Below are 26,931 nucleotides of genomic sequence, written 5' to 3' on the forward strand. Positions count from 1 at the left end.
GCCTGGACCCCGTTGATCATGAAGTTATTGCCCGCCGCCTCGGCGCGTCAGGGCAATAACTTCATGATCAACGCGAGGGGTCAGGCCGGGAGGGTTGGAGGGCGGAGTTCGGCGAAGTGGCAGGCGGACGGGTGAGGGTCTGCTGCGCGGGGCACCGTTTGCGGGTCCTCTACCGCGCAGATGTCCTGGGCCTTCCAGCAGCGGGTTCGGAAATGGCAGCCGCTCGGCGGGTCGGCCGGGCTGGGCACGTCGCCGACCAGCCGGATCATGTTGCGCTGGTCGCGTACCTCCGGGTCGGGCACCGGCACTGCCGAGAGCAACGCCTGGGTGTACGGGTGGGTGGCCCGCTCGTAGATCTCGTCCTCGGTGCCGATCTCGACGATCCGACCGAGGTACATGACCGCGACCCGGTCGGCGATGTGCCGCACCACGGACAGGTCGTGGGCGATGAAGATGTACGACAGCCCGAACTCGTCCTGCAACTGCTCCAGCAGGTTGATCACCTGAGCCTGGATGGAGACGTCGAGCGCGGAGACCGGCTCGTCGCAGACGATGATCTCGGGCCGGAGCGCGAGCGCGCGGGCGATGCCGATGCGCTGGCGCTGACCGCCGGAGAACTGGTGCGGGTACCGGTTGATGTGCTCCGGGTTGAGCCCGACGACGTCCAGCAACTCCTGGACCCGCTTCTGCTTGCTGCCCTTGGGTGCGGCGTCCCGGTGGATCTCGAACGGCTCGCCGATGATGTCGCCGACGGTCATCCGGGGGTTCAGCGAGGTGTACGGGTCCTGCATGACCATCTGCATGTTGCGGCGCAGTCGGCGCAACTCGCCCCCGGACGCCTTGAACAGGTCCCTGCCCTCCAGGGTGGCCCGACCGGAGGTGGGTGTCTCCAGTCGCATCAGCAGCCGGGCGAGGGTGGACTTGCCGCAGCCGGACTCGCCGACGACGCCCAGCGTCTCGCCCCGGCGCAGCTCGAAGCTCACGCCGTCGACGGCCTTCACCGCGCCGATCTGTCGTTGGAACAGCACGCCCTGGCTGATCGGGAAGTGCTTCACCAGGTTGTCGACGGAGAGGATGGTCTCGCCCCGGACCTTGGTGGGGCTAGCGGGCGCTGTCATCACGGACCTCCTGCGCGAAGTGGCAAGCGCTGGTCCGGCCGTCGCCGAGGACCAGGTCGTGCGGCACCACGTCCACGCAGACCTGCTGGACGTACGGGCAGCGGGGGTGGAACGGGCAGCCGGAGGGGATTCGCATCAGGTTCGGCGGCAATCCCTTGATCGTCGACAGTTCCTGGCCGCGGACGTCCATCCGCGGGATCGATTCCAACAAACCCTTGGTGTACGGGTGGGCCGGCGCCTTGTAGAGCGAGCGGACATCGGCGTGCTCGACGATCCGGCCGGCGTACATGACCGCGATCCGGTCCGCGACGCCGGCGACCACACCCAGGTCGTGGGTGATCAGGATCATGGCCATGTTGAGGTCCCGGCGCAGGTCGGCCAGCAGGTCCATGATCTGGGCCTGCACGGTGACGTCGAGTGCCGTGGTGGGTTCGTCGGCGATGAGCACCTTCGGGTTCAACGCCAGCGCCATGGCGATCATGACGCGTTGCCGCATGCCGCCGGAGAACTGGTGCGGGTAGTCGCCGATCCGCTTGGCGGCACCGGGGATCTTGACCAGGTCCATCAGCTCGACGGCCCGGCGGCGGGCGTCACCCCGGGACATGCCGGCGCGCTGACGCAGCGTCTCGCCGATCTGCCAGCCGACCGGGAAGACCGGGTTCAGCGCGGAGAGCGCGTCCTGGAAGATCATCGCGATCTCCTTGCCGCGGACCTGCCGGCGCTGTTCCTCGGAGCAGGTGAGCAGGTCCTGACCCTGGTAGAGGATCTGGCCGGAGCGGACGAACGCGGGCGGGGTGTCCAGGATGCCCATGATCGCCTGGGCGGTGACCGACTTGCCGGAGCCGGACTCGCCGAGAACCGCGAGGGTCTCCCCGGCGTCCAGGTGGTACGAGACACCGTTGATCACCCGGGCCACGCCCTCGTGGGTGCGGAACTCGACATGCAGGTCCCGCAGCTCCAGCAGGTGACCGCCGTCCGGGGTGGCGGAGGCGGGCGTGGGTTGAACGGTCATGAGGTCCTCACCGCAGCTTCGGGTCGAAGGCGTCACGGATCGCGTCGCCGAGCATGATGAACGCCAGCACGGTCAGCGCGAGGAAGGCCGACGGGACGATCAGCGGGGTCGCCGCCTCCCGCATGTGGATCCGGCCGGTGTCGATGTCCTGGCCCCACGAGATGGTCGGCGCCTTCAGGCCGATGCCCAGGAAGGAGAGCGTGGCCTCGGCGGCGATGAACGAGCCGAGGGCGATGGTCAGCACGACGATGGCCGGGGCCAGTGAGTTCGGCAGGATGTGCCGCCACATGATCCGCCCGTTGCCGGCGCCGAGCATCCGGGCCGCCGCCACGTAGTCCTGCTCCTTGGCGGTGATCACCGAGGAGCGGACGACGCGGGCCGCCGTGGTCCAGCCGAGGATGGCCAGCACGAAGATCACCGCCGCGATCCGGGTGTTCACGCTGTCGCTGGAGACGCGCTTGAGCAGCACGATCGCGGCCAGCAGCAGCGGGATGCCGAGCACCACGTCGATCACCCGGGAGAGCACCGCGTCGACCCAGCGGCCGAAGTACCCGGCCAGCATGCCGACCGCCAGCGCGATCACGCCGGTGCCGAGCGCGGCGAGCGCGCCGACCAGCAGCGAGGCCCGCGTGCCGTAGACCGCTCGGGAGTACGTGTCGCAGCCCTGGAAGTCGTACCCGAAGATGGCCCCGCCGGACGGCCCGGCGTGCTGCCGGGACAGCAGGCAGTCGTTCGGGCTGTTGGCGGTGAACAGGCCGGGGGCGATGGCCATCAGGGTGAAGATGACGACCAGCGCCAGCGAGATCCAGAAGATGGGGTTGCGGCGGAGGTCGCGCCAGGCATCGCCGGCCAGGCTGCGCGGTTTCTGCGGCACGTCGATCTGGTTGGGCGCGCCCGGCTCGCCGGAGGGGCCCCGCCGTGCGGCCTGGTTCTCGGTGGCCGCCACAGTCTCAAAGTCACTCATAGCGGATCCTCGGGTCGAGTACGGCGTACAGGACGTCCACCACCAGGTTCGAGACCAGGTAGACCACGACGAGCACGCTGACGATGCCCACCACCAGGGGGCCGTCCTCGGTGCGGATGCCGCGGAAGAGGTTGAAGCCCACACCGGGGATGTTGAAGACGCCCTCGGTGATGATCGCGCCGCTCATCAGGTTGCCCAGCTCCACACCGAGGAAGGTGACCACCGGGATGAGCGAGTTGCGCAGCACGTGGACGGTGACGATGCGGCGCTTGACCAGGCCCTTGGACCGGGCGGTGCGGACGTAGTCGGCGCGGAGGTTCTCGGCCACCGAGGTACGGGTCAGCCGCAACGCGGTGGCCAGCGACAGCGAGCCGAGCACGATGCCGGGCAGCAGCAGGGCGTAGAACGTCGGCTCGGAGCCGGCGGTGGGCGGGAATAGCTGCCACTTGACGCCCAGGAAGTACTGCGCGAGCGGCGCGAGCACGATGGTCGGGATGCCCAGCACCAGCAGGGTCAGCACCAGCGTCGAGTTGTCGAAGATGCTGGCCCGGCGGATCCCGGCGATCACACCGGCGCTGACCCCGAAGATGATCGCCACGGCGAGCGCGATGAGCGCGAGCTTCACGGTGACCGGCCAGGCGGCCTGCAGGATGTCGCCGATCTGCCGGCCGGTCAGGGACTGGCCGAGATCACCCTGGAGCAGGTTCTTCACATAGTCGAAGTAGCGGTAGAAGAAGCCGCCGACGCCTGTCGCGTCCAGGTGGTACTTCTCCGTCAGGTAGGCCCGCTGGGCTGCCGTCACCGGTCGTTCGCCCGCGAGTGCCTGGATGGGGTCGCCCTGGCCGGCGAACATCAGCGCGTAGACGATCAGGGTGGTCCCGAAGAACGCCAGGACCATCTGGAGGAGGCGCCGAAGGATGTAGCGGAACATGCTTAGCAGTCTCTCCGGAATTATGCGAAAGGGTCGCAGGACGGCATCTCTGGTCGTACCCGAAATATCTGAGATGTGCCGTCGGGCCGGGGGAGGCCTGCGCCGCCGGGTGTCGGGCCCGCGTGAGCGGGGCCGGCGGGCACAGAGCGTCCGGGCCACCCGGGCGTCGTCGCCCGGGTGGCCCGCACATGGTCAGCTCAGCTGGCCGCTTCGATCTTGACGAGGTTGACCCGCTGGAACAGGTCCATCTCGACGTTCTTGACCTTGGACGAGTGGCCGAACACGTTCTCGCCGAAGCGGAGCGGGATCACCGGCATGTCCTTGGCCAGGATGTCCTCCGCCTGCTGGTACTTGGCGATCGCCTCGTCCTGCGTCTTGGCGGCGGAACCCTCCTTCACCAGCCTGTCGAACTCCGGGTTGCTGTAGCCGTAGTAGTTCGACGAGCCGTTGGTGCTGTACAGCGGGCCGAGGTAGTCCTCCATGGTCGGGTAGTCCATGACCCAACCCATCCGGAACGCACCCACCGGCGTCTTCTTCTCGACCTTGGTCAGCAGGTCGGCGAACTTCGGCTCGGCCGAGCCGACGGCGTCGACACCCAGGTTGGCCTTGAGCTGGTTGACCGTGGCGTCGACCCAGTCCTTGTGACCGCCGTCGCCGTTGTAGGAGATGACGATCTTCGAAGGACCGCCGGCGGCCTGGTAGAGCTTCTTGGCCTCGGTCGGGTTGAACTCCCCGGCGCTGCCCGCGGTGTTCTCCCGGTAGCCCGGCAGCACCGGCGAGACGAACGAGCGGGCGGGGTCCTGCGAGCCCTTGAAGACCGACTTGGTGATCTCGTCACGGTCGATCGCCATCGAGATGGCCTTACGCACGTCCGGGTTGCTGTAGTCCTTGTCGAACGTCGGGAACGCCAGGAACTGGAACGACGACATCGGGCTGGTCTGGTACCGGTCGCCCAGGTCGGTCGGCGCGGTGCTCAGGCTCTCGGTCGGGATCGTGGGCAGCACGTCCAGGTTGTCCGCCAGGACGTCCGCGTAGGCCGCGGTGAGCTGCTGGTAGATCCGGAACTCGATGTCCTTGACCTTGGGCTTCTCGCCCGGGTACGCGTCGTACCGCTCGACCGCGATCTTGCTGTCGTGCTGCCAGGAGCCCTTCATCTTGAAGGGGCCCTGCCCGATCGGCGCCTGCTCGTAGGAGTCCTTGAGCACGCCCGGGGCCGAGAACGCGGCGTCCGGCAGAGGGAGGAACGCGGTGTAGCCCAGCGTCGTCTTGAAGTCGATGTACGGCTCGGACAGCGTCACGGTGAAGGTGAGGTCGTCGACCTTCTTCAGCCCGGACAGATCCTTGGCCTTCGGCTCCTTGCCCTGCAGGTCGGCGTAGCCAGCGATCTTCTCGAAGAAGAAGTTGTTGTCCTGGCCGTTGGGGGCGTACGCGCCGTAGTTCCAGGCGTTGATGTAGTCCTCGGACGTGACCTTCTCGCCGTTGTGGAAGGTGTAGCCGTCCTTGAGCTTGATCGTCCAGACCTTGTTGTCGGACGAGGTCACGGACTCCGCTGCGACCTCGTACGGCTTGTTCTGGGCGTCGTAGTCGACGAGCGGGCTGAACAGGCCGGCGAGCACCTGCGCTCCCGACGTCTCGGCGGTGTTGGTGGGAACCAGGTGCTTCGGTTCGGCGATCTGGATGCTGACCGCCGAACTGCTGCCACCGGAGTTGCCGTCGCCGCCGCTGCCGCAGGCCGCGAGGCCCAGCGTCACCGCGAGCGGGAGGGCGGTCCAGGCGGCGAGTCTACGAACTCGCATTGTGCCTCCTCATCTCCTCACGCTGCGCAGTCAGGCCCGACGCTGGGTTACGCTGCGCAACAAGCGGCAACGGTAGATCGCGTACCGGCCTTCGACAACGGCTCGATTGCAAGCGCGCAACGGTCGGGGCTTCTTTCCGGTCGGAGGGCGGGTGAGCCTGCTGAACCAAACCGGATTCTGTGGCACTGAACTGCACATTCTCCGGTCAGGTCAGGTGCCTGCCGTGTTCGTCTGGGCCGGATTCGCCCGGCTCGGGCCGTCCTCCGGGTTCCATCCCGTCCGATGATCTCTGGCCGTTCCGAGGGTGACCAGGCCCACATCTGTAACCCATAGTGACGAGGTGGTTTTCACTAACGGTTACTAAGGGCGGGATGGTGGGGGCGTCGGCACCCCACCGGGCGAGGTCGTCTGAGGGGCGGGTGCCGGACATGAGACGATCTGGTCGTGACGGCGACGCTTCTGGACGGCAAGGCGACCGCAGCGGAGATCAAGGACGAGCTGCGGATACGCGTTAAGGCACTCGCGGAACGCGGCATCATCCCCGGGTTGGGCACGGTCCTGGTCGGTGCCGACCCGGGCAGCCAGGCGTACGTCAACGGCAAACACCGCGACTGCGCCGAGGTGGGTATCGCCTCGATCCGCCGGGAGCTGCCGGCCGACGCCACCCAGCAGCAGGTCGACGACGTCCTGGCCGAGCTGAACGCCGACCCGGCGTGCCACGGCTACATCGTCCAACTGCCGCTGCCCGCCCACCTCGACACGCAGCGGGTGCTGGAGCTGATCGACCCGGCCAAGGACGCCGACGGTCTGCACCCGGTCAACCTGGGTCGACTCGTCCTCGGCTACGACGGCCCGCTGCCCTGCACCCCGCGCGGCATCGTGGAGCTGCTCCGCCGGCACGACGTGGCGCTGCGCGGTGCCACCGTCGCCGTGGTCGGCCGGGGCAACACCGTCGGCCGCCCGCTCGGCCTGCTGCTCACCCGCCGCAGCGAGAACGCCACCGTGACCCTCTGCCACACCGGCACGCTCGACCTCGCCTCGCACACCCGGGCCGCCGACATCGTGATCGTGGCGGCCGGCGTACCCGGCCTGCTGACCGCCGACATGATCCGGCCCGGCGCGGTCGTCGTCGACGTGGGCATCACCCGGGTGATCGGCCCCGACGGCAAGGGCCGCTACACCGGCGACGTCGACCCGGAGGTGGTCGAGACTGCCGGCGGGCTGGTGCCGATGCCCGGTGGTGTCGGTCCGATGACCCGGGCCATGCTGCTCACCAACGTCGTGGAGCGCGCCGAGCGCGGCTGACCCGGTGCGCCCCACCGCAGCGGGCGGGGCGCGTAACTGTGGTCGAACCGGGCGGCGGTGACGTTCGCCCCATCCCGCCGTTGTCCGCCGCCCCTGACCTGTCCGGTGCCAGGATGACTGATACGGTCCGGAAAACCGACTGGTAGCAGGGAGTGGGACGACCATGGGTAAGAAGGTCACTGTCGTCGGGGCTGGCTTCTACGGCTCCACCACCGCACAGCGCCTGGCCGAGTACGACGTCTTCGACACCGTCGTGATCACCGACATCGTGGAGGGCAAGCCCGCGGGTCTCGCTCTCGACCTCAACCAGTCGCGGGCCATCGAGGGCTTCGAGACCAAGGTCGTCGGCGCGACCACCGGCCCGAACGGCGAGGGTTACGAGGCCATCGAGGGCTCGGACGTCGTCGTGATCACCGCTGGTCTGCCGCGCAAGCCCGGCATGAGCCGGATGGACCTGCTGGAGACCAACGCCAAGATCGTGCGGCAGGTCGCCGAGAACGTCGCCAAGTACGCCCCGAACGCCGTGGTCATCGTGGTCTCCAACCCGCTGGACGAGATGACCGCGCTGGCCCAGCTCGCCACCCAGTTCCCGAAGAACCGGGTGCTCGGCCAGGCCGGCATGCTGGACACCGCCCGGTTCAGCAACTTCGTCGCCGAGGCGCTGAACGTACCGGTGGCGTCGGTCCGCACGCTGACCCTGGGCTCGCACGGCGACACCATGGTGCCGGTGCCCTCGAAGAGCACCGTCAACGGCAAGCCGCTGCGTGACGCCATGCCGGCCGAGCAGATCGAGGAGCTGGTCGTCAAGACCCGCAACGGTGGTGCCGAGGTCGTGGCGCTGCTCAAGACCGGTTCGGCCTACTACGCGCCGTCCGCCGCCGCCGCCCGGATGGCCAAGGCCGTCGCCGAGGACTCCGGCGACGTCATGCCGGTCTGCGCCTGGGTCGACGGCGAGTTCGGCATCTCCGGTGTCTACCTGGGTGTCGAGGCCGCGATCGGTGCCGAGGGCGTCAAGCGCGTCGTCGAGACCGACCTGGACGCCGACGAGCTGGCCAGCCTCAAGGAGGCCGCCGAGGCCGTCCGCGCCAAGCAGGGCGACGTCGCCAGCATGTGATCCACCCAGCAGTACGGAAGGGGCGCGCCGGCAAGCCGGCGCGCCCCTTCCGCATATATCCCAGGCCCGCCCCAGCCGGCCCCGTTGACCATGAAGTTATTGCCCTCCCGACCGGCGTGTCGGGGCAATAACTTCATGATCAACGCGGGCGGGGGGTGGGGTGGGGGTGGGGGTGAAGGGGGTGCCTAGGTGGGGGGTGGCGAGGATGGTGGGGGAGTGGGTGCGCAGAGCGGTCAGGCGGGAGGTGCGGGCGAGTTCCGGGTCCTCCTCGTGGGCGTACGCCAGGTCGGGGTCGACGAGTTGCACGGCGTGCACCAGCAGGTCGCCGGTGACCAGCATCCGTTCGTCGGCCGAGGTCAGGAGCACCGACTGGTGGCCGGGAGTGTGACCGGGGGTGGGCAGCAGACGTACCGCCGGAGTGAGGCTCGTCTCGCCGTCGACCACCCGGAGCTGGCCGGCGGCGCGCAAGGGCTCGACCAGGCTGGCCCGCAGCCCGGGGTTGATCACCTGAAGGGCGTCCAGCTCGGCCCGCTGCACGAGGTAGCTCGCGTTCGGGAAGTACGGCCGCCCCGGTGTGCCGGTCACCGCCCAGCCGACGTGGTCCGTGTGCAGATGGGTGAGCACGACAGCGTGCACGTCGTCGGGGTCGATGCCGGCCGCCGCCAGCTCGGCCGGCAGCCGGCCCGGCACCGGCGCCCAGCTCGCGGCGGGGGAGTCCGACGGCCCGATGCCGGCGTCGACGAGGGTGACCGGCCCGTCGCCGACCCGCAGGGCGAAGCTGCGGAATTGCAGCCACCACTGCCCGTCGGCGGTGACGCTGCTCGGGTCGCGCCGGTCGGCCTCCCGCCAGTGCGCCGCGGTGGCCGTCGGGAACGCGTCGGCCCGGGGCTGGAAGAAGGGCCCCTCCCCGTCGGTGAGTGCGGTGACCGTGATAGACCCGAGGGTGCGGCTCAGAGGCATCGGGTGATGGTGCCAGGGAACTCCTGCGCCGCGCAGCCTGGTTTCCCCCGGCCGGTCGAGGCCGGGTGGGGGCTGCCGGCCCATTTGCAGTACGCTCGTACTGCTTGAGCACGTGTCCCCCGAGAGGAGCGCCGGCCGATGGCGAAGATCAAGGTAAACAACCCGGTCGTGGAGCTCGACGGCGACGAGATGACCCGGATCATCTGGAAGCAGATCCGGGAGCAGCTGATCCTGCCCTACCTCGACGTCGACCTGCACTACTACGACCTGTCGATCCAGCACCGCGACGAGACCGACGACCAGGTCACCGTCGACGCCGCCAACGCCATCAAGGAGCACGGCGTCGGCGTCAAGTGCGCGACCATCACCCCGGACGAGGCCCGGGTGGAAGAGTTCGGCCTGAAGAAGATGTGGCGGTCGCCCAACGGCACCATCCGCAACATCCTCGGCGGCGTCGTCTTCCGCGAGCCGATCATCATGTCCAACGTGCCGCGGCTGGTCCCCGGCTGGACCAAGCCGATCATCATCGGCCGGCACGCCCACGGTGACCAGTACAAGGCCACCGACTTCGTCGTCCCCGGCCCGGGCACGGTGACCATCACCTACACCCCGGCCGACGGCGGCGCGCCGATGGAGATGGAGGTCGCCAACTTCCCCGGCGGCGGCATCGCCATGGGCATGTACAACTACGACGAGTCGATCCGGGACTTCGCCCGGGCGTCGTTCCGGTACGGCCTGGACCGCAACTACCCGGTCTACCTGTCGACCAAGAACACCATCCTCAAGGCGTACGACGGTCGGTTCAAGGACATCTTCGCCGAGGTGTTCGAGGCCGAGTTCAAGGCCGAGTTCGACGCCGCCGGCATCACCTACGAGCACCGGCTGATCGACGACATGGTCGCCGCCGCGCTCAAGTGGGAGGGCGGCTACGTCTGGGCCTGCAAGAACTACGACGGTGACGTGCAGTCCGACACCGTCGCGCAGGGCTTCGGCTCGCTGGGTCTGATGACCTCGGTCCTGCTCTCCCCGGACGGCCGTACCGTCGAGGCCGAGGCCGCGCACGGCACGGTCACCCGGCACTACCGGCAGTACCAGAAGGGCGAGAAGACCTCGACCAACCCGATCGCGTCGATCTACGCCTGGACCCGGGGTCTCGCGCACCGGGGCAAGCTGGACGGCACGCCGGCGGTGACCGAGTTCGCCAACACCCTGGAGCAGGTCATCGTCGACACCGTCGAGGGCGGCCAGATGACCAAGGACCTCGCGCTGCTCATCTCGCGCGACGCCCCGTGGCTGACCACCGACGAGTTCATGAACGCCCTGGACGAGAACCTGGCCCGCAAGATCGCTGGCTGATCCAGGCGTACCGCATCATCGAAGCCCGCCGGCACCCGCCGGCGGGCTTCGGCGTGTTTGGCGGTGGCGCGCCTTCGGCGTCACCGCCCCCGGCGCGCCTCGTTGACCAGGGTGGACGAGATGCCAGTCGCGTCCAAGGAAGGTTGACCGCGGTCGACCAGCGGCATGCGTGCCGATCAGGCAGCCTTCCCGGCTGTGGCGTGCACAGCCAGCCGTCCCTTCCCTGCGGGGGGCCCTGTCCCGGGCCCCCCGCGCCCTGTTCCCCGCCCTTTTCCGGCGACGCGCGGGGCACCGGCCCTTCTCCGCGACGTGCGGGGCGCCGGCCCTTCTCCGCGGCGCGCGGGTGCCGGCCCTTCTCAGGCGGCGCGCAGCAGGTCGGCGGCCCGCTCGGGGGCGATGTCGTTGATGAAGACACCCATCCCCGACTCGGAGCCGGCCAGGTACTTCAGCTTGTCCTCGGCTCGCCGGATGCTGAACAGTTGCAGATGCAGGTGGCCCAGCTCGCGGTCGATCTGGATCGGTGCCTGGTGCCACGCCGCGATGTAGGGCATCGGCATGTCGAACAGCCCGTCGAAGCGGCGCAGCAGATCGAGGTAGAGCGGCCCGAAGGCGTCCCGCTCGCTGTCGTCCAGCGCCGGGATGTCCGGCACCACGCGGCGCGGCGCGACGTGCACCTCGAACGGCCAGCGGGCCGCCGCCGGCACGAACGCCGTCCAGTGCTCGTTCTCGACGACCACCCGGTCACCTGTGGCGCGCTCGGCGGCCAGCACGTCCGCGTACAGGTTGCCCCCGCCGGTCCGCTCGGCGTGCCGGCGCGCGGCAGCCAGCAGCGCCCGGGTGCGTGGCGTCACAAAGGGGTACGCGTAGATCTGCCCGTGCGGGTGGTGCAGGGTGACGCCGATCTCGACGCCCCGGTTCTCGAAGCAGAACACCTGCTCCACACCGGGCAGCTCACCGAGCACCTCGGTGCGGTCGGCGAGCGCGTCCAGGACCGTGCGGACCCGGCGCGGGGGGAGGCTGGCGAAGGACGCGTTGTGGTCCGACGTGAAGCAGACCACCTCGCACCGGCCCAGCCCGGGCCGGACCGGCGTGAACGGGGTGATCTCGCCGGGCTCGTCGGCGACCCGGCCGCTCAGCGACGGGAACCGGTTCTCGAAGACCACCACGTCGTAGTCGGTGGCCGGGATCTCGGTCAGCCGGTCGCCGACCGACGGGTCGAGCGGGCACTCGTTAGCGGGCGGGAGGAAGGTGCGGGTCTGCCGGTGCACGGCGACGGCCACCCACTCGTCGGTCAGCGGGTCGTAGCGCAACTGCGAGGCGGGCGGCGGTGGCGGCAGGTCCCGCCGGTCCGGCTGGTCGCGGACGGCGTCGTCGTTCTCGTCGAAGTAGATCAGCTCCCGGCCGTCAGCCAGGTCGATCGCGGTGCGCTTCACTGCGCCGTCCCCTCACTCGTCGGCGTGCGCGTAGTGCGACCCGCCCCCGTTGCCTTCACCATGATCAATTCGCCCACCTGGTCGCCGAGTACCCGTCGTGCCGGCGGAGGCAACCGGTCGTCGCTGACCAGGACGTGCGCTGCTGCCAGTTCGACGATCGAGGAGATGCCCACGGTGCCCCACTTGGTGTGGTCGGCGAGCACCACCAGCCGGTCCGCCGCGGCCACCAACGCCCGGTCGGTCTCCGCCTCCATGAGGTTCGGGGTGGTGAAGCCGGCCCGCTCGGTGATGCCGTGCACGCCGAGGAAGAGCAGGTCCAGGTGCAGCGTCCGGACGGCGTCGACCGCGAGTGGGCCGACGAGGGCGTCCGACGGCGTACGCACACCGCCGGTGAGCACCACCGTCTGGTCGGGCCGACCGCCGGCGTGCAGGATCTCGGCCACCGGCAGCGAGTTGGTCACCACGGTCAGGCCGGGAACGTCCACCAGCCTGCGAGCCAACTCGGCGGTGGTGGTGCCGGCGGACAGCGCGATCGCCGCACCCGGTCGGACCAGTTGCGCCGCGCGGTCCGCGATGGCGGCCTTCTCCGACAGTTGGCGGACCGACTTGGCGTGGAAGCCGGGCTCGTCGGTCGAACTCGGGCCGGTCGTGGTGGCGCCGCCGTGCACCTTGGCCAGCAGGCCGCGCTCGTCCAGCGCCTCCAGGTCGCGCCGGATGGTCATGTCGGAGACGCCGAACTCGGTGGCGAGTTCGCTCACCCGGACACCGCCGGCCGCGCGGACCCGCTCCAGGATGGCCGCCTGCCGCTGCTGAGCGAGCATTCGTCGCGCCTCCCAAGGGTCCACGTACTCTCACGTGCTCGAACGTGTTCCAACAAAGATGAACACTAGCGCGTGCGCAGAACCGATGGAAGGAAGGGGAGGGCGACGCCTCAGGCAGACGGGAGCTTGAGCTCCACCCAGCCGGTCTCGGTGAGGTGGTGCAGCACCGCCTGGACCGCGTCGGCCACGCTCAGGTCGGTGGTGTCGAGCACCAGATCGGCGTCGGTCGGCGCCTCGTACGGGTCGTCGATGCCGGTCATCCCGGTGAGCAGGCCGGCCCGGGCCCGCGCGTACAGGCCCTTGCGGTCCCGCTGCTCGCACACCTCCAGCGGCGTGGCGACGTGCACCAGCGTGAAGCCCGCCCCGGCGGCCAGTGCCATCTCCCGTGCGGTCGCCCGAGCCGCCGCGTACGGGGCGATCGGGCAGCAGATGCCCACCCCGCGATGCCGGGCGATCTCGGCCGCCACCCAGCCGATCCGCCGGACGTTGAGATCCCGGTCGGCCTTGCTGAAGCCGAGCCCGGCGGACAACTCCCGGCGCACCACGTCCCCGTCGAGCAGGGTCACCGTGCGGTCGCCGCTCTCGCGCAGCGCGTCCGCCAGCCCTCGGGCGATGGTGGACTTACCGGAGCCGGACAGGCCGGTCAGGAAGACCACCAGACCCCGGTGCCGGCGCGGCGGCCGGGCGCGGGCCAGCTCCTTCGCCACCGCCGGAGGGGTGTGCCACTCCGGCAGCGGGAAACCCCGGTCGAGCAGGTCGTCGATCTCGCTCTGGGTGAGCGCGAGGCGGCGGTTACGCGGCGGGATGTCGTCCCGCCAGCGCCACTGCCCGTCCCGGTTGTCGTATGCCAACTCGCGCGGCACCAGCACCCGCAGCCCGGCGCCCGAGAGCATCTCCCCGGTGGAGAGCAGGTGGGTCACCCCGTACGCGGCGGAGACCCGGGCGCGCAGCAGCGCGTCGCTGATCTCCTCCCGTCGGTGCGACAGGGGCACGGCCACCAGGGTCGCCGGGGGCATCCGGTCCCGGGCGGCGAAGACCGCACGCACCAGCGCCTCCGGTGCGAGCCCACCGGCGCCGCCCTCACCGACCGGGATCATCACCAGCAGGTGTGCGGCAAGGGTGCGGGCGGCGTGCGCGATCTGCGCGAGCTGCGGCCGGTGCAGCGGTCGATCGGCGATGACCCCGAGCACCCGGCCCGGGGGCAGCAGCGCGCGGACCTCCTCCGGGCTGCGGCGCAACCGCTGGAACGGGCCGTGGCCGCCGTCGCCGAGCCGGTGCACCTGCCCGCCGACTCCGGCCACGCCCTCGCGTACCGGCCAGACGTCCGATACGTCCAGGGCGGCCGCCGGCGCGCCCTCCCCGTCGGTCAGCACCAGCGCCCGGCGGGCCGGGTCGCGCGGATCGAAGCCCTGCGCCAGCGCGCTTGGCACCTGGAGGGTCACCGCCACCTGCCACGGCGTGCCGTCGGCCAGTCGGCCACGACGGCTCACCGACACCAGGTCGGCGCGGGTCATGAAGCCGGTCAGAGGGGCGTACGCGCCGGTCAGCAGCAGCTCCAGATCAGCGAGCTCACCGGGACGCGGCGTGTACGCCGGCGCGTCCCGGAGCACCTCGTCGGGCAGCACCCAGCCGTTGCTCATCCACACCCCCCACTCGGTGATCGGCACACAGTTTCGCAGCCCACCGCCGATCGGTCGAGGCCGCCACTCCACGACCCGGACGGGCGGGTCAGCGGCGGACCCGGCGACCCACCGCCGACCGCAGCCGGTTCCAGACTTTCCGCTCGTCGCGGATCCGCGGGCGAGCGCCGTCGGCCCGGCAGACGAAGATCAGCGGCAGCGGCGCGTCCTCCGTCCACCCGGCGTTGGTGATCCGTGCCTTGAGGAGCCAGCTACCCCGGGTCCGGCCGCCGTTGAGGGCGCGGAAGTCGATCGTGGTGGTGGCCCGGTGCACCAGGTGGACGGTCCCCTCCGCGGCCGAGCCGTCGACCCGCTCGATCTCGAAGGTCACCGGGAGGAAGATCTCGTCGCCGGTCTCCCGGCGGCGGGCAACCAGGTCCAGTCGCCCCTTGCGAACCTGCGTGGTGGCGTCGAGGACCTCGGGGGCGATCTCGTCGACCGGGAGCACCAGCACGTCCCGCTCGTCGTCGGCGCGGAAACCGATCGGCTGGCCCTCGGAGCGCAGTTCGGCGGCGACGGTCATCGTGATCGTGTGCTCGTCGGGCCGGAAGTCGTCGATCCTGCTGTGCCCGGCGACGCCCGCCTCCCAGCGGGCCAGTCGGCGCAGGTCCGCTACCCGGCCCTGCCCGGCCAGGTAGGCGACGGCCCGTTGCAGCGGCGGTAGGCCGGCGGCCACGCCGGGAGCGAACCGCTCCGCGATGATCTTCTGGACCTCCAGGGCGACCTGCTCCACCCAGTCGTCGGGGGCCTCCAGCATCCGCTTGCCACGCAGCCGGTTGGTCATCTCGTTGCGCAGCCACCGCCGGTGCAGCCGGTCCCGCAGCGGACCCGGCTCGGTGTGGGCGTCGACGATGTCCAGCGCGTCCCGCACGCTCGCGTAGTAGCTCGACGGCTCCATCAGCGCCGCCGTGATGTTGCGGGTGTCGCCCCGCTGGGCGTGGTGGTAGCAGGTGTAGTCGGACAGCACGCAGGTGCGGCGGGACTTGAAGTAGGCCCGCACGACCAGCGAGTGGTCTTCGAGCCGCCGCTTGCCGCCCTCCGGGAACCGCAGCCCGTGCTCGTCGAGGAACGAGCGGCGGAACAGCTTGTGGCAGGTGAGGCTGTCGATCAGCGGGGCGTTCGCCAGGGTGGCGTCGAAGCGGTTCTTCCGGAACAGCTCCCGGGGCACGCCGCGCCCGTGCCCGGCCATCTTGCCGATCACCACGTCCGCGTCGTACGTCCTCGCGCAGTCGTAGAGCCGCTCCAGCGCCTGATCGGCGAACCAGTCGTCGTCGTCGGCGAAGAAGACGTACTCGCCGCGGGCGTGCTCGATGCCCAGGTTGCGCGGGCGCGACGGCCAGCCCGAGTTCTCGATGTGCAGCACCCGGATGTGCGGGTGCGCGTCGGCGAGCTGGTCCAACCGCTTGCCCGTGGTGTCGGTCGAGCCGTCGTCGACGAAAATCACCTCGAACTCGCCGGCGGGCAGCGACTGGCACAGCAGCGACGACACAAGCTTCTCGATGTTCCGGCCGGTGTTGTACGCCGGCACGACGACACTCACCTTGGGGACGCCAACCTCGACCATCACGATTCCTCCCGCGTCGGCGGCCGGATGTCCTGGGGAACACTGTCCGGTGAACGGAATGTGAATCGTGCCATCAGGGACCGGCCATTTCGGCGGCGGGGTCTGACCGCCCGCCGGACCGGCGCAAATATCATCCGTGCCCGCCGACGGACCTTAGGGGTGACCTGTTCCGAGGATCAGGGGAGCACCGGGGGCGCGCCGGGGTCCATGGAGGGCGTCGACTCCATACGCTGACGTCGTGACACTGATCGCGACCCAGTCGCTCACCAAGACGTACGGAGGTCGGGTCACCGCGCTGGCCGACCTCACCGTCGCCGTCGAGCCCGGGATCATCGGTCTGGTGGGCGCCAACGGTGCCGGCAAGTCCACCTTGATCAAGATCCTGCTCGGCCTGATCCCACCGACAAGCGGTCAGGTGTCGGTGCTCGGCATCGACCCGACCGCAGACCCGGCGCAGGTCCGCGCCCGCGTCGGCTACATGCCCGAACACGACTGTCTTCCGCCGGACCTGTCCGCCGCCGAGCTGGTCACCCACCTCGGCCGGATGAGCGGCCTGCCCCGCACGACCGCCCGCGAGCGGGCGTCGGAGGCGCTGCGGCACGTCGGTCTCTACGAGGAGCGCTACCGCCCGGTCGGCGGCTATTCGACAGGCATGAAGCAACGCGTCAAGCTGGCCCAGGCGCTGGTGCACGACCCCGACCTGCTGCTGCTCGACGAGCCGACCAACGGCCTGGACCCGGCCGGCCGCGACGCCATGCTGGCCCTGGTGCACCGGATCGGTACCGAGTTCGGCATCTCCGTGCTGGTCTGTTCGCACCTGCTCGGCGAGGTGGAGCGGATCTGCGACACGCTGATCGCCATCGACGGCGGCCGGTTGCTGCGCGCCGACAACATCTCCGCGATGACGTCGGCGACCGACGTGCTCGCCGTGGAGGTGAGCGAGGGCACCGAGGAACTCGCCGCCCGCCTGGCCGAGTTGAAGCTGCCGGTCGCGCGGGACGGGCGACTGCTCCTCGTACCACTCGCCGACGACGGCACCTACGACCTGATCCTCGGCGCGGTCGCCGAACTGGACCTGCCACTGCACCGACTGGACCAGCGCCGGCACCGGGTGGCCGAACTCTTCGCCACGAGGGAGCTCTCCCATGCCTGAGCCGTCTTCCGCAGCGCTGCGGTCCACGCCGACCGGCGTCATCCACGACATCGGCTACCAGCGGTACACAGGCCCGATGCTGGGCCGGCGGCAGGTCTTCGGCGCGCTCTACGTGCACGGGCTGCGCACCACCTTCGGCTTCGGGCGCAGCGCCAAGGCCAAGATCTTCCCCTGGCTGGTGATCGGCATCGTCACCCTGGTCGCGGCGGCGCTGACCGCGATCCGCAGCCAGGTGGGCGAGCCGGTCGCCACGTACGCCCAGTTCGCCGACTCGATGAGCTGGCTGGTCCTCTTCTTCGTCGCGGTGGCCGCGCCGGAGCTGGTCTCGCGGGACCTGCGCAGCGGCGTCCTGCCTCTCTACTTCTCCCGGCCGCTGCCGCGCAGCGACTACGCGCTGGCCAAGTTGCTGGCACTGATGACGGGGCTCTGGCTGCTGCTCGGCGGCCCGCAGGTGCTGATGTTCCTGGGCGCCGCGTTCACCACCAAGCAGGGCCCTCGCGGGGTCTGGAACGAGCTGCTCGACCTGCTGCCCGGCCTGCTCTACGCCGGGCTGTGGGCGGTGGTCTTCGCCTCGGTCGGGCTGCTGATCGCGTCGCTGACCGGCAAGCGCGCCTTCGCCGCCGGTGGAGTGGTCGCCGTCTTCCTGATGACCACGCCGATCGTGGGGGTGCTGAGCATCCTGCCGTCGCGTAGCGCCAACGAGTTGGCCGGTCTCGCCTCGCCCTCCACCCTGGTGCAGGGAGTGGGCATCTGGTCGCTCGGCGACCTGCTGGTGGAGGGCGATCCGGGCGAGATGATGATCGGCGGGTTCGGTCCGGTCTACGCCCTGGCCGCGGTGCTGCTGGTCGCCAGCGCCACCGCCCTCCTGCTGGCCCGCTACCGGAAGGTTGCCTCCTGATGAGCACGCTGAGCCTGACCGGGGTGTCCCGGTGGTACGGCAACGTGGTCGCGGTCAACGACATCAGCATGGCGCTGGGGCCGGGCGTGACCGGCCTGCTCGGCCCGAACGGCGCCGGCAAGACCACCCTGCTGCACATGATGGCCGGGTTCCTCGCCCCGTCGCGCGGCACGGTCACCCTCGACGACGAGCCGACCTGGCGCAACCCCGACGTCTACCGGCGGCTGGGGCTGGTCAGCGAGCGGGAGGCGGTGCAGAGCTACCTCACCGCCCACGAGTTCGTGCTGGCCAGCGCGAAGCTGCACCGTCTGGCCGATCCTGCGGCGGCGGCTCGGCGGGCCATCGAGCTGGTCGAGTTGGAGTCGGCGCAGGACCGGCGGATCGGCACGTACTCCAAGGGCATGCGGCAGCGTGCCCGGGTGGCCGCCGCGTTGGTGCACGAACCGCAGGTGCTGCTGCTCGACGAGCCGTTCAACGGGATGGACCCGCGCCAGCGGCTGCACATGATGGAGCTGCTGCACAAACTGGGCGACTCCGGCCGGACGATCCTGTTCAGCTCGCACATCCTGGAGGAGGTCGAGCAGGTCTCCGGCACGGTGCAGGTGATGGTGGCCGGCCGACTGGCCGCCTCCGGCGACTTCCGGACCATCCGCCGGCTGATGACCAACCGTCCGCACGTCTTCGCGGTGCGCTCCACCGACGACCGGGCGCTGGCCGTGGCGCTGATCGCCGAGGCGTCGGTGAGCGGCGTCGAACTGGACCGCACCGGCCTGACCGTGCGCGCCGGCGACTACGGAGCATTCACCCGGGCGCTGCCCCGGATCGCACTGTCCCGGGGCATCCGGGTGCGCCAACTGGTGCCGTCCGACGAGTCCCTGGAGAGCGTCTTCTCCTACCTCGTGGAGGCCTGAGCCGGTGAGTGCGAGGAGTGAACGAGCGCAGCGAGTGAGCCCCGCAGTCACGAACGAAAGAAGCTGAGATGTCGACGATTACCTGGATCACCGCGCGTGGGCTGTTCGGCCGGCGACGGTTCCTGCTGCTTCTCCCGCTGCCGCTGGTGCTGCTCGGGCTGGCCGTCCTCTGCCGGTCGCTGGGCGTCGACCCGCGCCAGTGGGGGCCGCCGGTGCTGGTCGGCCTCGGGCTGGCCGTGGTGCTGCCGGTGGTGGCGCTGATCATCGGCACCGGCGTGCTGGGTGCCGAGATCGACGACGGCACGGTGGTGCACATCCTGACCAAGCCGCTGCCGCGCTGGCAGATCGTGCTGCCGAAGCTCGCGGTGGCCGCCGGGGTGACCGCGGTGACCGTCGCGGTGCCGCTCTACGTCGCGGGCGTGCTGGCCGATTCGGTACGCCTCGGCCTGGCGCTCGCCGTCTCGGCCGCGCTCGGCGCGCTGGCGTACTCGGCGTTGTTCCTCGCGCTCAGCCTGGTCACCCGGCGGCCGGTGCTGCTCGGCCTGGTCTACGTGCTGATCTGGGAGGGGCTGCTGGGCAACTTCGTCAGCGGCACGAAGGTGCTCTCCATTCAGCAGTACGTGATCGCGCTGGCCGACCGGATCGCCCCCACCGGCCTGCTGGAGACCACGGTGTCGGTGCCGGTGGCATCGGTCATGACTGCGCTGGTGAGCATCGGCTTCACCGTGCTGGCCGTCGACCGCCTGCGCTCGTTCAGCGTGGCCGGCGAGACGAGCTGAGGCTGATGCGCGGTACTGTTCCGGCCAGCCTCCGCAGGCAGGTAGGGCTGGCCGGATGGACTGGCCGGGGCGGTGCCAGCCACGCTGGTGGGCGTGAGCGTGGACATGGGTGTCGAAGCGGAGCGGACGTCGTTGGCTGAGCCGTACTCCCGCAGCAGCCGGGCCTGGCTGACCAGCCTGGCGGTCGCCGGGCTGGCCAGCGCGACGGTGGCGACGGCGGCCCAGGGCACCGGCCGGTTCCACTGGTGGGCCGGGTTCATCCTGATCCCGGCAGCGCTGATCGCGGCCAGCGGCGGGCCGCTGCTGGCCCGGGGCGGCGGCCGGGCCTTTGCCGGGTTCGTCATCGCCTGCGTCGGCACGCTGACGTTCGTGGTGGGCGCGCTGCTGATGTTCGGCGTGATGGGCGCGGGCTGGCCGCTGCTGGTGGTGCTGCCCTGCCTGGCGATCGCCGGCACCTACGGGTGGCGGGCCGCCCACCCGCTGGCCCGTGGCCTGCACCGGGCGGTGGCTCTGCTCGCGCTCACCGGCGCGCTGCTGGGTCTGACCCTGCAACTGATCCGGGTGGATCTGGTCAGTCTGAGGACGGGCTGGTGGGGCGGGTTCATGATGCTGGCCGGGGCGATCGTGCTGGGTAACGCGGTCGAGCTGACCCGGCACCGGATGCCGTACCGGCTCCAGGCCATCACCCTGCTGGTCGGGCCGTCGGTGGTCGCGATCCTGCTCGGCCTGCGTTTCCTGCGCGGCTGGTGACCGATCCCGCTCCGGTCAGAACGCGCAGGCGATGACGAGCTCCGGGGTGCGGTCGGGGAGCAGGTCGAGCTTGCCGATCCGACCGGCCGCGCGCAGGTCGTCGGCGACCAGGGTGAGCTGTTCCAGCAGCTCGGCCGGGCCGAGCGCCTCGGCCAGCGGCACCTCCGCCTTCATCGACAGCTTCCGCTCGGACTTGGCCCGCCGCACCTGACTCAACGCGTCACCGGCCAGCCGCAGCAGCGCCGGCTCGCCCGTCCCCTCGATCGCCCGGGCCACCTCGTACGTGGTGGGCCACGTCGCGCGGTGCACCGAGCCGTACCGCCACCACGACCAGACCTCCTCGGTGACGTACGGCAGCACCGGCGCGAACAGCCGTAGCTGCACCGACAGCGCCGAGGCCAGCGCCGCCCGCGCCGATTCGGCCCCCGCTCCGGTGCCGTACGCGCGTTCCTTGACCAACTCGATGTAGTCGTCGCAGAACCGCCAGAAGAACGCCTCGGTCACCTGCAACGCGGCCGTGTGGTCGTACGCGTCGAAGGCGGCGCCCGCGGCGGTGACCACGGTGGCCAGTTCGGCGAGCATCGCCCGGTCCAGCGGGGCGGTCGCCGGGGTGCGCAACGCGTCCGCGGCACCCAGCCCGAGGGCGAACTTCGACGCGTTGAGCAGCTTGGTGGCCAGCCGTCGGCCGACCTTGATCTGCGCCGGGTCGAAGGCCAGGTCCATCCCGGGCTTGCCGCTGGCCGCCCAGTAGCGCACCGCGTCCGAGCCGTGCTGCTCCAGCAGCGCCAGCGGGGTGACCACGTTCCCCTTGGACTTCGCCATCTTCTTGCGGTCCGGGTCGAGGATCCAGCCGGAGAGCACGGTGTCCCGCCAGGGCAGCACCCCGTGCTCGAAGTGCGAACGGACCACGCTGGAGAAGAGCCAGGTCCGGATGATCTCCTGCCCCTGCGGGCGGAGGTCCATCGGGAAGACCCGCGCGAACAGGTCCGGGTCGGTCTCCCAACCGCCGACGATCTGCGGGGTCAGCGACGAGGTGGCCCAGGTGTCCAGCACGTCCGGGTCGCCGACGAAGCCACCCGGCTGGCCGCGCTGTGACTCGTCGTAGCCGGGCGCCGGATCACTGGACGGGTCGACCGGCAGCGCCGACTCGTCCGGCGTGAGAGGGTGGGACCAGTCCGGCTCGCCAGCGTTGTCGAGCCGGTACCACACCGGCACCGGCACCCCGAAGAAACGCTGGCGGCTGACCAGCCAGTCTCCGGTGAGGCCACCCACCCAGTGGTCGTAGCGGTGCTTCATGTGCGCCGGCACCCAGTGCAGCTCCTCGCCCCGGGCCAGCAGCGTCGCCCGCAGTTCGGCATCCCGGCCGCCGTTGCGCAGATACCACTGCCGGGTCGAGACGATCTCCAGTGGCCGGTCGCCGCGCTCGTAGAACTTGACGGGGTGGGTGATCGGGCGGGGCTCGCCGATCAGGTCACCGGCGTCGGCCAGCATCCCGACGATCTCCCGGCGGGCGCCGTTGACGGTCTGCCCGGCCAGCGCCGCGTACGGCTGTGCCGGCACCCCGGCCGGCGGCTCGGGCAGCAACCGGCCGTCCCGGCCGATCACCACCCGGGTGGCCAACCGCAGCTCACGCCACCAGGTCACGTCACTCAGGTCGCCGAACGTGCAGACCATGGCGACGCCGGTGCCCTTGGCGGGGTCGGCGAGCGGATGCGCGTGCACCGGCACCTCGACGTCGAACAGCGGGCTGCGCACCGTGCCGCCGACCAGGTCGGCGTACCGCTCGTCGTCGGGGTGGCAGACCAGCGCCACGCAGGCCGGCAACAACTCGGGTCGGGTGGTGTCGATGAGCACCTCACGCCCGGCCGGGCCGGTGAACCGCAGCCGGTGGTAGGCGCCGGGCCGCTCCCGGTCCTCCAGCTCCGCCTGGGCGACCGCGGTGGCGAAGCCGACGTCCCACAGCGTCGGCGCCTCCGACTGGTACGCCTCACCCCGCAGCAGGTTGCGCACGAACGCCCGCTGGCTCGTCGAGCGGGCCACCCGCCCGATCGTCGTGTACGTCAGGGACCAGTCCACCGAGAGCCCCAGCCGCCGCCAGAGCGCCTCGAAGACCTGCTCGTCGGCGACCGTCAACCGCTCGCACAGCTCGATGAAGTTGCGCCGCGAGATCGGGGTGGGGTCGCGGCGTGCCGCCTCGTCGATCGGCGTCGCCGGTGGCCGCCACACCGGGTCGTACGGCAGCGCCGGATCGCAGCGCACCCCGTACACGTTCTGCACCCGACGTTCGGTGGGCAGGCCGTTGTCGTCCCACCCCATCGGGTAGAAGACCACCTTGCCGCGCATCCGCTGGTATCGCGCGACGGTGTCGGTGTGCGTGTACGAGAAGACATGACCCATGTGCAGCTCGCCCGACACGGTCGGCGGCGGGGTGTCGATGGCGTACACGTCGGCGCGCTTCTTGGAGCGGTCGAACGCGTACGTGCCCTCCTCCTGCCAGCGGCGCGCCCAGCTCTCCTCGAGCCCGTCCAGGGTCGGGCGCTCGGGGACACTGGTGCGGGCGGTCCTCGCCGAATCGGTCATCCTGCGATCGTAGGCACCGCCGGGGTGCCGGGCCACGTAGTTGCGCATCGCTGGTTCAGACCAGCGAGTCGCGCCACTGCCGGTGCAGGGCCGCGTACCGGCCGTCGGCCTCGGCCAGCACGGCGGGCGGGCCGTCCTCGACGACCCGCCCACCGTCGAGGACGAGCACCCGGTCGGCGGTCTCCACCGTGGAGAGTCGGTGCGCGATCACCAGGGCGGTCCGGTCCCGCAGGATGGTGCCGAGTGCCCGCTGCACCAGCCGTTCGGTCGGCACGTCCAGCGAGGACGTCGCCTCGTCCAGGATCAGCACGGTCGGGTCGGCCAGGAACGCCCGGGCGAACGCGACGAGCTGCCGCTGCCCGGCGGAGAGCCGACCGCCGCGCCGGTGCACCTGCGTGGCGTACCCGTCGGGCAGCGCGGCGATGAAGTCGTGCGCGCCGATCGCCCGCGCGGCGGCCTGCACGGCGGCGTCGTCCGCGCCCGGCCGACCGAACCGGATGTTCTCCGCCACGGTGCCGCTGAACAGGTGGTTCTCCTGGGTCACCAGCACCACCGCGCGGCGCAGGTCGACGTCGCTGACGTCGCGCAGGTCGACCCCGTCGAGCAGGACCGTGCCGGTGTCCGGGTCGTGGAAACGGGCGACCAGCTTGGCGATGGTGGACTTGCCCGCGCCGGTCGGCCCGATCAGCGCCACGGTCTGCCCGGCCGGCACGGTCAGCTCCAGCCCGGCGAGGATGGGGGTGTCGGCGCGGTAGCCGAACGAGACCTCCCGGAAGGCCAGCTCACCGCGGCCGGGGCCGGTCGGCAGCGGCACCGGTCGGGTGGGCTCGGCGACGCCGGGCCGCTCGTCGAGCACCCCGGCCAGCTTCTCCAGCGCGGCGGTGGCCGACTGTAGCGAGTTGTAGAACTGGCTCAACTCCTGCATCGGCTCGAAGAAGCGGCGCAGGTAGAGCAGGAACGCGGCGAGCACGCCAACCTCGGTCCGCCCGTCGAGGACCCGCCAGCCGCCGTAGCAGAGCACCACCGCGATCGTGACGTTGCCGATCAGCTTGATCGCGGGGGAGTACGTGGCGATCAGGCGGAACGCGTGCAGGCTGGTACGTCGGTAGTCGTCGCCGAGCGCCACGAAGATCCGCTGGTTGCGCGGCTCCCGGCGGAACGTCTGCACCGCGCGGATGCCCCGCATCGACTCGACGAAGTGCACGATGACCAGCGCGACGGCTTCCCGGGTCCGCCGGTACGCGTCGGCCGACGCCCGCGCGAACCAGCGGGAGAGCAGGAACAGGAACGGGAACGCGAGCAGCGTCACCGCGGCCAGCGGCAGGTCCAGCCAGAGCAGGATGGCGGCCACCGACAGGATCGACAGCGCGGCCAGCACGAGGCTGTCGATCCCGCCGTCGACCAGTTCGGCGATCGAGTCCAGGTCACTGGTGAGCCGGGAGACCATCCGGCCGGAGGTGTAGCGCTCGTGAAAGCCCACGGACAGTCGCAGGAAGTGCCCGAACACCCGCTGCCGCAGGTCCAGCAGGACGGCCTGGCCGATCCGGGCGGAGAGGGCGAGGAACCCGCGCCGGGCCGCGTACTCGGTCACCGCGGCGACGGCGAACGCCCCGGCGACGGCGGCGAGCGGGCCGGCGTCACCGGCCCGCAGCGGCGCGATGCCCCGGTCGATGCCGACCATGACCAGGTACGGCCCGGCCATCGCGGCGGCGTTCTGGGCCAGCAGCAGGCCGACCGCGCCGGCGAGTCGTCGTCGGTGCGGTCGGAGCAAATCGGCCAGGAGGATCCGGCTGTGCCGGCGCAGTCGGGCCATGGCCTCGGGGGTGGTCTCCTCGGCCCGGCTCCGGTCGGCCTCCGGGTCGGTGGCCGTGCCGCGCCAGCGGGTCAGCTCCGGTTCTTCCTCCGGCGGGGGGTCGGCCTGCCTCGGCACGGTCACGAGTGCACCAACCCCCACCCGTCCGAGGGGAACGGGCGCGGGCCGGTGGCTCCGGTTGGTGGCGGTCGCCTCGGTGGCGGCTCGGCGGCGAGCAGCGCCCGGTACGCGGGCACGGTGGCCAGCAGCTCGGAATGCCGGCCGATCGCGGCGATCCGCCCGCCGTCGAGCAGGGCGACCCGGTCAGCCAGCGAGATCGTCGAGGGCCGGTGCACCACCAGCAGAGCGGTGCTGTTGCGCAGAACCTGCCGCAGCGCCGCCTCGACCAGCGCCTCGGTGTGTACGTCCAGGGCGGACAGCGGATCGTCGAGCACCAGCAGCGCCGGCCGGCCGAGCACCGCCCGGGCGAGCGCCAGCCGCTGGCGCTGACCCCCGGAGAGCGACAGCCCCTGCTCGCCCACACGGGTGGACAGGCCCCACGGCAGGTCGTACGCGAAATCGGCCTGGGCGAGCGCGAGGGCCGCGCGGACCTCGTCGTCGTCGGCGTCCGGGCGGCCCAGGGTGAGGTTCTCCCGCACCGACATGGAGAAGAGCGTGGGTTCCTCGAACGCCACCCCGACCAGTCGACGCAGCGAGTCCAGCCGAAGGTCGCGCAGGTCGTGCCCGTCCAGGGTGATCCGGCCGCCGGTCACCTCGTGCAGCCGGGGCACGAGGGAGAGCAACGTGCTCTTGCCGCAGCCGGTGGCGCCGACCAGGGCCAGCGTCTCGCCCGGCTCGATGGTCAGGTCGATCTCGCGCAGCACCGGCGCGGCGGTGCCCGGGTAGCGGAAGGCGACGCGCTCGAAGCGGAGCCTCCCGTGCACCGCGTCCCGCGCCAGGGCGAGCGCCCCGGGGTTGTCCACGATCTGGGGCGGGGTGTCCAGCACCTCCTGGATCCGGTCGGCGGCGGTCGCCGCCTCCTGGCCGTTGGCGATGATCCAGCCCAGCGACTGCACCGGCCAGATGAGCATCAGTTGCAGGCTGGCGAACGCGACCAGCTCGCCGATGGTGAGCACACCCCGCGCGGCGGCCGCCGCCCCGGCCACCAGCACCACGCCCAGCGTCACGTTGGGCACCAGGTCGAGCAGCGCCGCGGTGTTCGCCAGCAGCCGGCCCTTGCCGACGCCGGTGTCGTGCAGTGTCCGGGCGCCACCGGCGAAGCGGGCGGCCAGTTCGGGCCCCCGGCCGTACGCCTTCATGGTGCGCAGGCCCTGCGCGGTCTCCTCGACCATCGTCGCCACGTCGCCCTGCTGGTCCTGCATCCGGCGGGACGCGGTGTGGTAGTGCCGACCGAACCGTCGGGTGATCAGCAGCAGCGGCACCGCGCTGGCCGCGACCAGCAGCCCGAGCGCCGCGTGCAGCCGGATCAGCAGCACCACCACGACCACATAGGTGACCAGGTTGAGCACCAGGAAGAAGACGCCGAACGACAGGAACCGGCGGATCACCGACAGGTCGCTGGTGATCCGCGAGAGCAGTTGGCCGGACTGCCAGCGGTCGTGGAAGCTGGCCGGCAGCCGTTGCAGGTGGGCGTAGACGTCGGCGCGCAGGGCCGCCTCCATGCCCACCGCCGAGGACGACTGCACCCAGCGGCGGATGAAGATGAGCACCGCCTCGACCACGCCGAGCAGCAGCGCCAGGCCGCCGAGTTGGAGCAGACCGGTGGGTTCGTGCCGGGCCACCGGCCCGTCCACCACCCGCTGCACCACCAGGGGTACGGCGATGCTGGCGGCCGTGCCGGCGAGCCCCGCGACCAGCAGCCAGACGAATTCGGCGGCGTACGGGCGCAGGTAGCGGCGCAGCCGCCAGAGGTTGTGCACGGGGTGGGGGGCCGGGTCGCCGTCGCTCTCCACAGGCACTACCCGACGGTAGCGTCAATGGATGGCGATGCTTCT

General features: G+C 71.0%; 21 protein-coding genes. 8 read left to right on the top strand and 13 right to left on the bottom strand.

Annotated features, from left to right (window positions below):
* Positions 1–80: 80 nt before the first annotated feature.
* From ABZ808_RS17410 to ABZ808_RS17430, 5 genes are all read right to left on the bottom strand, one after another.
* Positions 81–1,118 (bottom strand): dipeptide ABC transporter ATP-binding protein, encoded by a 1,038-nt coding sequence (locus ABZ808_RS17410; protein ID WP_357007147.1) that lies wholly within the window; start codon positions 1,116–1,118, stop codon positions 81–83.
* On the bottom strand, positions 1,102–2,130 hold the full coding sequence (locus ABZ808_RS17415; protein WP_357007150.1) for an ABC transporter ATP-binding protein: 1,029 nt from the start codon (positions 2,128–2,130) through the stop codon (positions 1,102–1,104). Before ABZ808_RS17415 ends, ABZ808_RS17410 begins: the two co-directional genes overlap by 17 nt.
* A gap of 7 nt (positions 2,131–2,137) precedes the next feature.
* Complete coding sequence (locus tag ABZ808_RS17420) at positions 2,138–3,094, bottom strand: ABC transporter permease (RefSeq protein ID WP_357007153.1); 957 nt, start codon at positions 3,092–3,094, stop codon at positions 2,138–2,140.
* Positions 3,087–4,025 (bottom strand): ABC transporter permease, encoded by a 939-nt coding sequence (locus ABZ808_RS17425; RefSeq protein ID WP_357007156.1) that lies wholly within the window; start codon positions 4,023–4,025, stop codon positions 3,087–3,089. Before ABZ808_RS17425 ends, ABZ808_RS17420 begins: the two co-directional genes overlap by 8 nt.
* Positions 4,026–4,222: 197 nt before the next feature.
* The gene (locus ABZ808_RS17430) at positions 4,223–5,821 is read right to left on the bottom strand and encodes an ABC transporter substrate-binding protein (RefSeq protein WP_357007159.1); all 1,599 of its coding nucleotides are present in this window, start codon (positions 5,819–5,821) and stop codon (positions 4,223–4,225) included.
* Between the two features lie 444 nt (positions 5,822–6,265).
* On the opposite strand from ABZ808_RS17430, the gene ABZ808_RS17435 reads away from it, so the two are divergent.
* Both ABZ808_RS17435 and ABZ808_RS17440 read left to right on the top strand, forming a co-directional pair.
* A complete protein-coding gene (locus ABZ808_RS17435) occupies positions 6,266–7,126 on the top strand; it encodes a bifunctional methylenetetrahydrofolate dehydrogenase/methenyltetrahydrofolate cyclohydrolase (RefSeq protein ID WP_357007162.1) in 861 nt (286 codons plus the stop codon).
* 163 nt (positions 7,127–7,289) lie between these two features.
* Positions 7,290–8,240, top strand: coding sequence for a malate dehydrogenase (locus ABZ808_RS17440; RefSeq protein WP_357007165.1), 951 nt, complete (start codon positions 7,290–7,292; stop codon positions 8,238–8,240).
* A gap of 96 nt (positions 8,241–8,336) precedes the next feature.
* Here ABZ808_RS17440 and ABZ808_RS17445 read toward each other — a convergent pair whose 3' ends face one another.
* Positions 8,337–9,200 carry an MBL fold metallo-hydrolase gene (locus tag ABZ808_RS17445; RefSeq protein WP_357007168.1) on the bottom strand — a complete coding sequence of 288 codons (864 nt, stop codon included), beginning with the start codon at positions 9,198–9,200 and terminating at the stop codon, positions 8,337–8,339.
* Between the two features lie 138 nt (positions 9,201–9,338).
* Here ABZ808_RS17445 and ABZ808_RS17450 point away from each other — a divergent pair, with 138 nt between their 5' ends.
* The gene (locus tag ABZ808_RS17450; RefSeq protein WP_357007170.1) at positions 9,339–10,556 is read left to right on the top strand and encodes an NADP-dependent isocitrate dehydrogenase; all 1,218 of its coding nucleotides are present in this window, start codon (positions 9,339–9,341) and stop codon (positions 10,554–10,556) included.
* Between the two features lie 356 nt (positions 10,557–10,912).
* Here ABZ808_RS17450 and galT read toward each other — a convergent pair whose 3' ends face one another.
* The 4 genes from galT to ABZ808_RS17470 form a co-directional block, all read right to left on the bottom strand.
* Positions 10,913–11,989 carry a galactose-1-phosphate uridylyltransferase gene (galT, locus tag ABZ808_RS17455; RefSeq protein WP_357007172.1) on the bottom strand — a complete coding sequence of 359 codons (1,077 nt, stop codon included), beginning with the start codon at positions 11,987–11,989 and terminating at the stop codon, positions 10,913–10,915.
* Positions 11,986–12,810 carry a DeoR/GlpR family DNA-binding transcription regulator gene (locus ABZ808_RS17460; protein WP_357007174.1) on the bottom strand — a complete coding sequence of 275 codons (825 nt, stop codon included), beginning with the start codon at positions 12,808–12,810 and terminating at the stop codon, positions 11,986–11,988. Before ABZ808_RS17460 ends, galT begins: the two co-directional genes overlap by 4 nt.
* 110 nt (positions 12,811–12,920) lie before the next feature.
* Complete coding sequence (cysC, locus tag ABZ808_RS17465) at positions 12,921–14,450, bottom strand: adenylyl-sulfate kinase (RefSeq protein WP_357007176.1); 1,530 nt, start codon at positions 14,448–14,450, stop codon at positions 12,921–12,923.
* A gap of 88 nt (positions 14,451–14,538) precedes the next feature.
* Positions 14,539–16,053, bottom strand: a complete 1,515-nt coding sequence (locus tag ABZ808_RS17470; RefSeq protein ID WP_357007178.1) for a glycosyltransferase — start codon at positions 16,051–16,053, stop codon at positions 14,539–14,541.
* 238 nt (positions 16,054–16,291) lie between these two features.
* Here ABZ808_RS17470 and ABZ808_RS17475 point away from each other — a divergent pair, with 238 nt between their 5' ends.
* From ABZ808_RS17475 to ABZ808_RS17495, 5 genes are all read left to right on the top strand, one after another.
* Positions 16,292–17,206, top strand: a complete 915-nt coding sequence (locus ABZ808_RS17475; protein WP_357007180.1) for an ABC transporter ATP-binding protein — start codon at positions 16,292–16,294, stop codon at positions 17,204–17,206.
* A complete protein-coding gene (locus ABZ808_RS17480) occupies positions 17,199–18,104 on the top strand; it encodes an ABC transporter permease subunit (protein WP_357007183.1) in 906 nt (301 codons plus the stop codon). The genes ABZ808_RS17475 and ABZ808_RS17480 overlap by 8 nt, the downstream gene beginning before the upstream one ends.
* The gene (locus tag ABZ808_RS17485) at positions 18,104–19,015 is read left to right on the top strand and encodes an ABC transporter ATP-binding protein (RefSeq protein ID WP_357007186.1); all 912 of its coding nucleotides are present in this window, start codon (positions 18,104–18,106) and stop codon (positions 19,013–19,015) included. The genes ABZ808_RS17480 and ABZ808_RS17485 overlap by 1 nt, the downstream gene beginning before the upstream one ends.
* A 68-nt stretch (positions 19,016–19,083) precedes the next feature.
* A complete protein-coding gene (locus tag ABZ808_RS17490; protein WP_357007189.1) occupies positions 19,084–19,794 on the top strand; it encodes an ABC transporter permease in 711 nt (236 codons plus the stop codon).
* Positions 19,795–19,887: 93 nt separating this feature from the next.
* Positions 19,888–20,544: a hypothetical protein gene (locus ABZ808_RS17495; RefSeq protein ID WP_357007192.1), complete on the top strand. Its 657-nt coding sequence runs from the start codon at positions 19,888–19,890 to the stop codon at positions 20,542–20,544.
* A 15-nt stretch (positions 20,545–20,559) separates the two neighbouring features.
* On the opposite strand, the gene valS is transcribed toward ABZ808_RS17495, so the two are convergent.
* The 3 genes from valS to ABZ808_RS17510 are packed head-to-tail and all read right to left on the bottom strand — an operon-like array spanning position 20,560 to position 26,895.
* Positions 20,560–23,124: a valine--tRNA ligase gene (valS, locus tag ABZ808_RS17500; protein ID WP_357007195.1), complete on the bottom strand. Its 2,565-nt coding sequence runs from the start codon at positions 23,122–23,124 to the stop codon at positions 20,560–20,562.
* Between the two features lie 55 nt (positions 23,125–23,179).
* Positions 23,180–25,060, bottom strand: coding sequence for an ABC transporter ATP-binding protein (locus ABZ808_RS17505; RefSeq protein ID WP_357007198.1), 1,881 nt, complete (start codon positions 25,058–25,060; stop codon positions 23,180–23,182).
* Complete coding sequence (locus ABZ808_RS17510) at positions 25,057–26,895, bottom strand: ABC transporter ATP-binding protein (protein WP_357007201.1); 1,839 nt, start codon at positions 26,893–26,895, stop codon at positions 25,057–25,059. The genes ABZ808_RS17505 and ABZ808_RS17510 overlap by 4 nt, the downstream gene beginning before the upstream one ends.
* Positions 26,896–26,931 lie beyond the last annotated feature (36 nt).

The organism is Micromonospora sp. NPDC047527, assembly GCF_040643015.1.
GTDB lineage: Bacteria > Actinomycetota > Actinomycetes > Mycobacteriales > Micromonosporaceae > Micromonospora.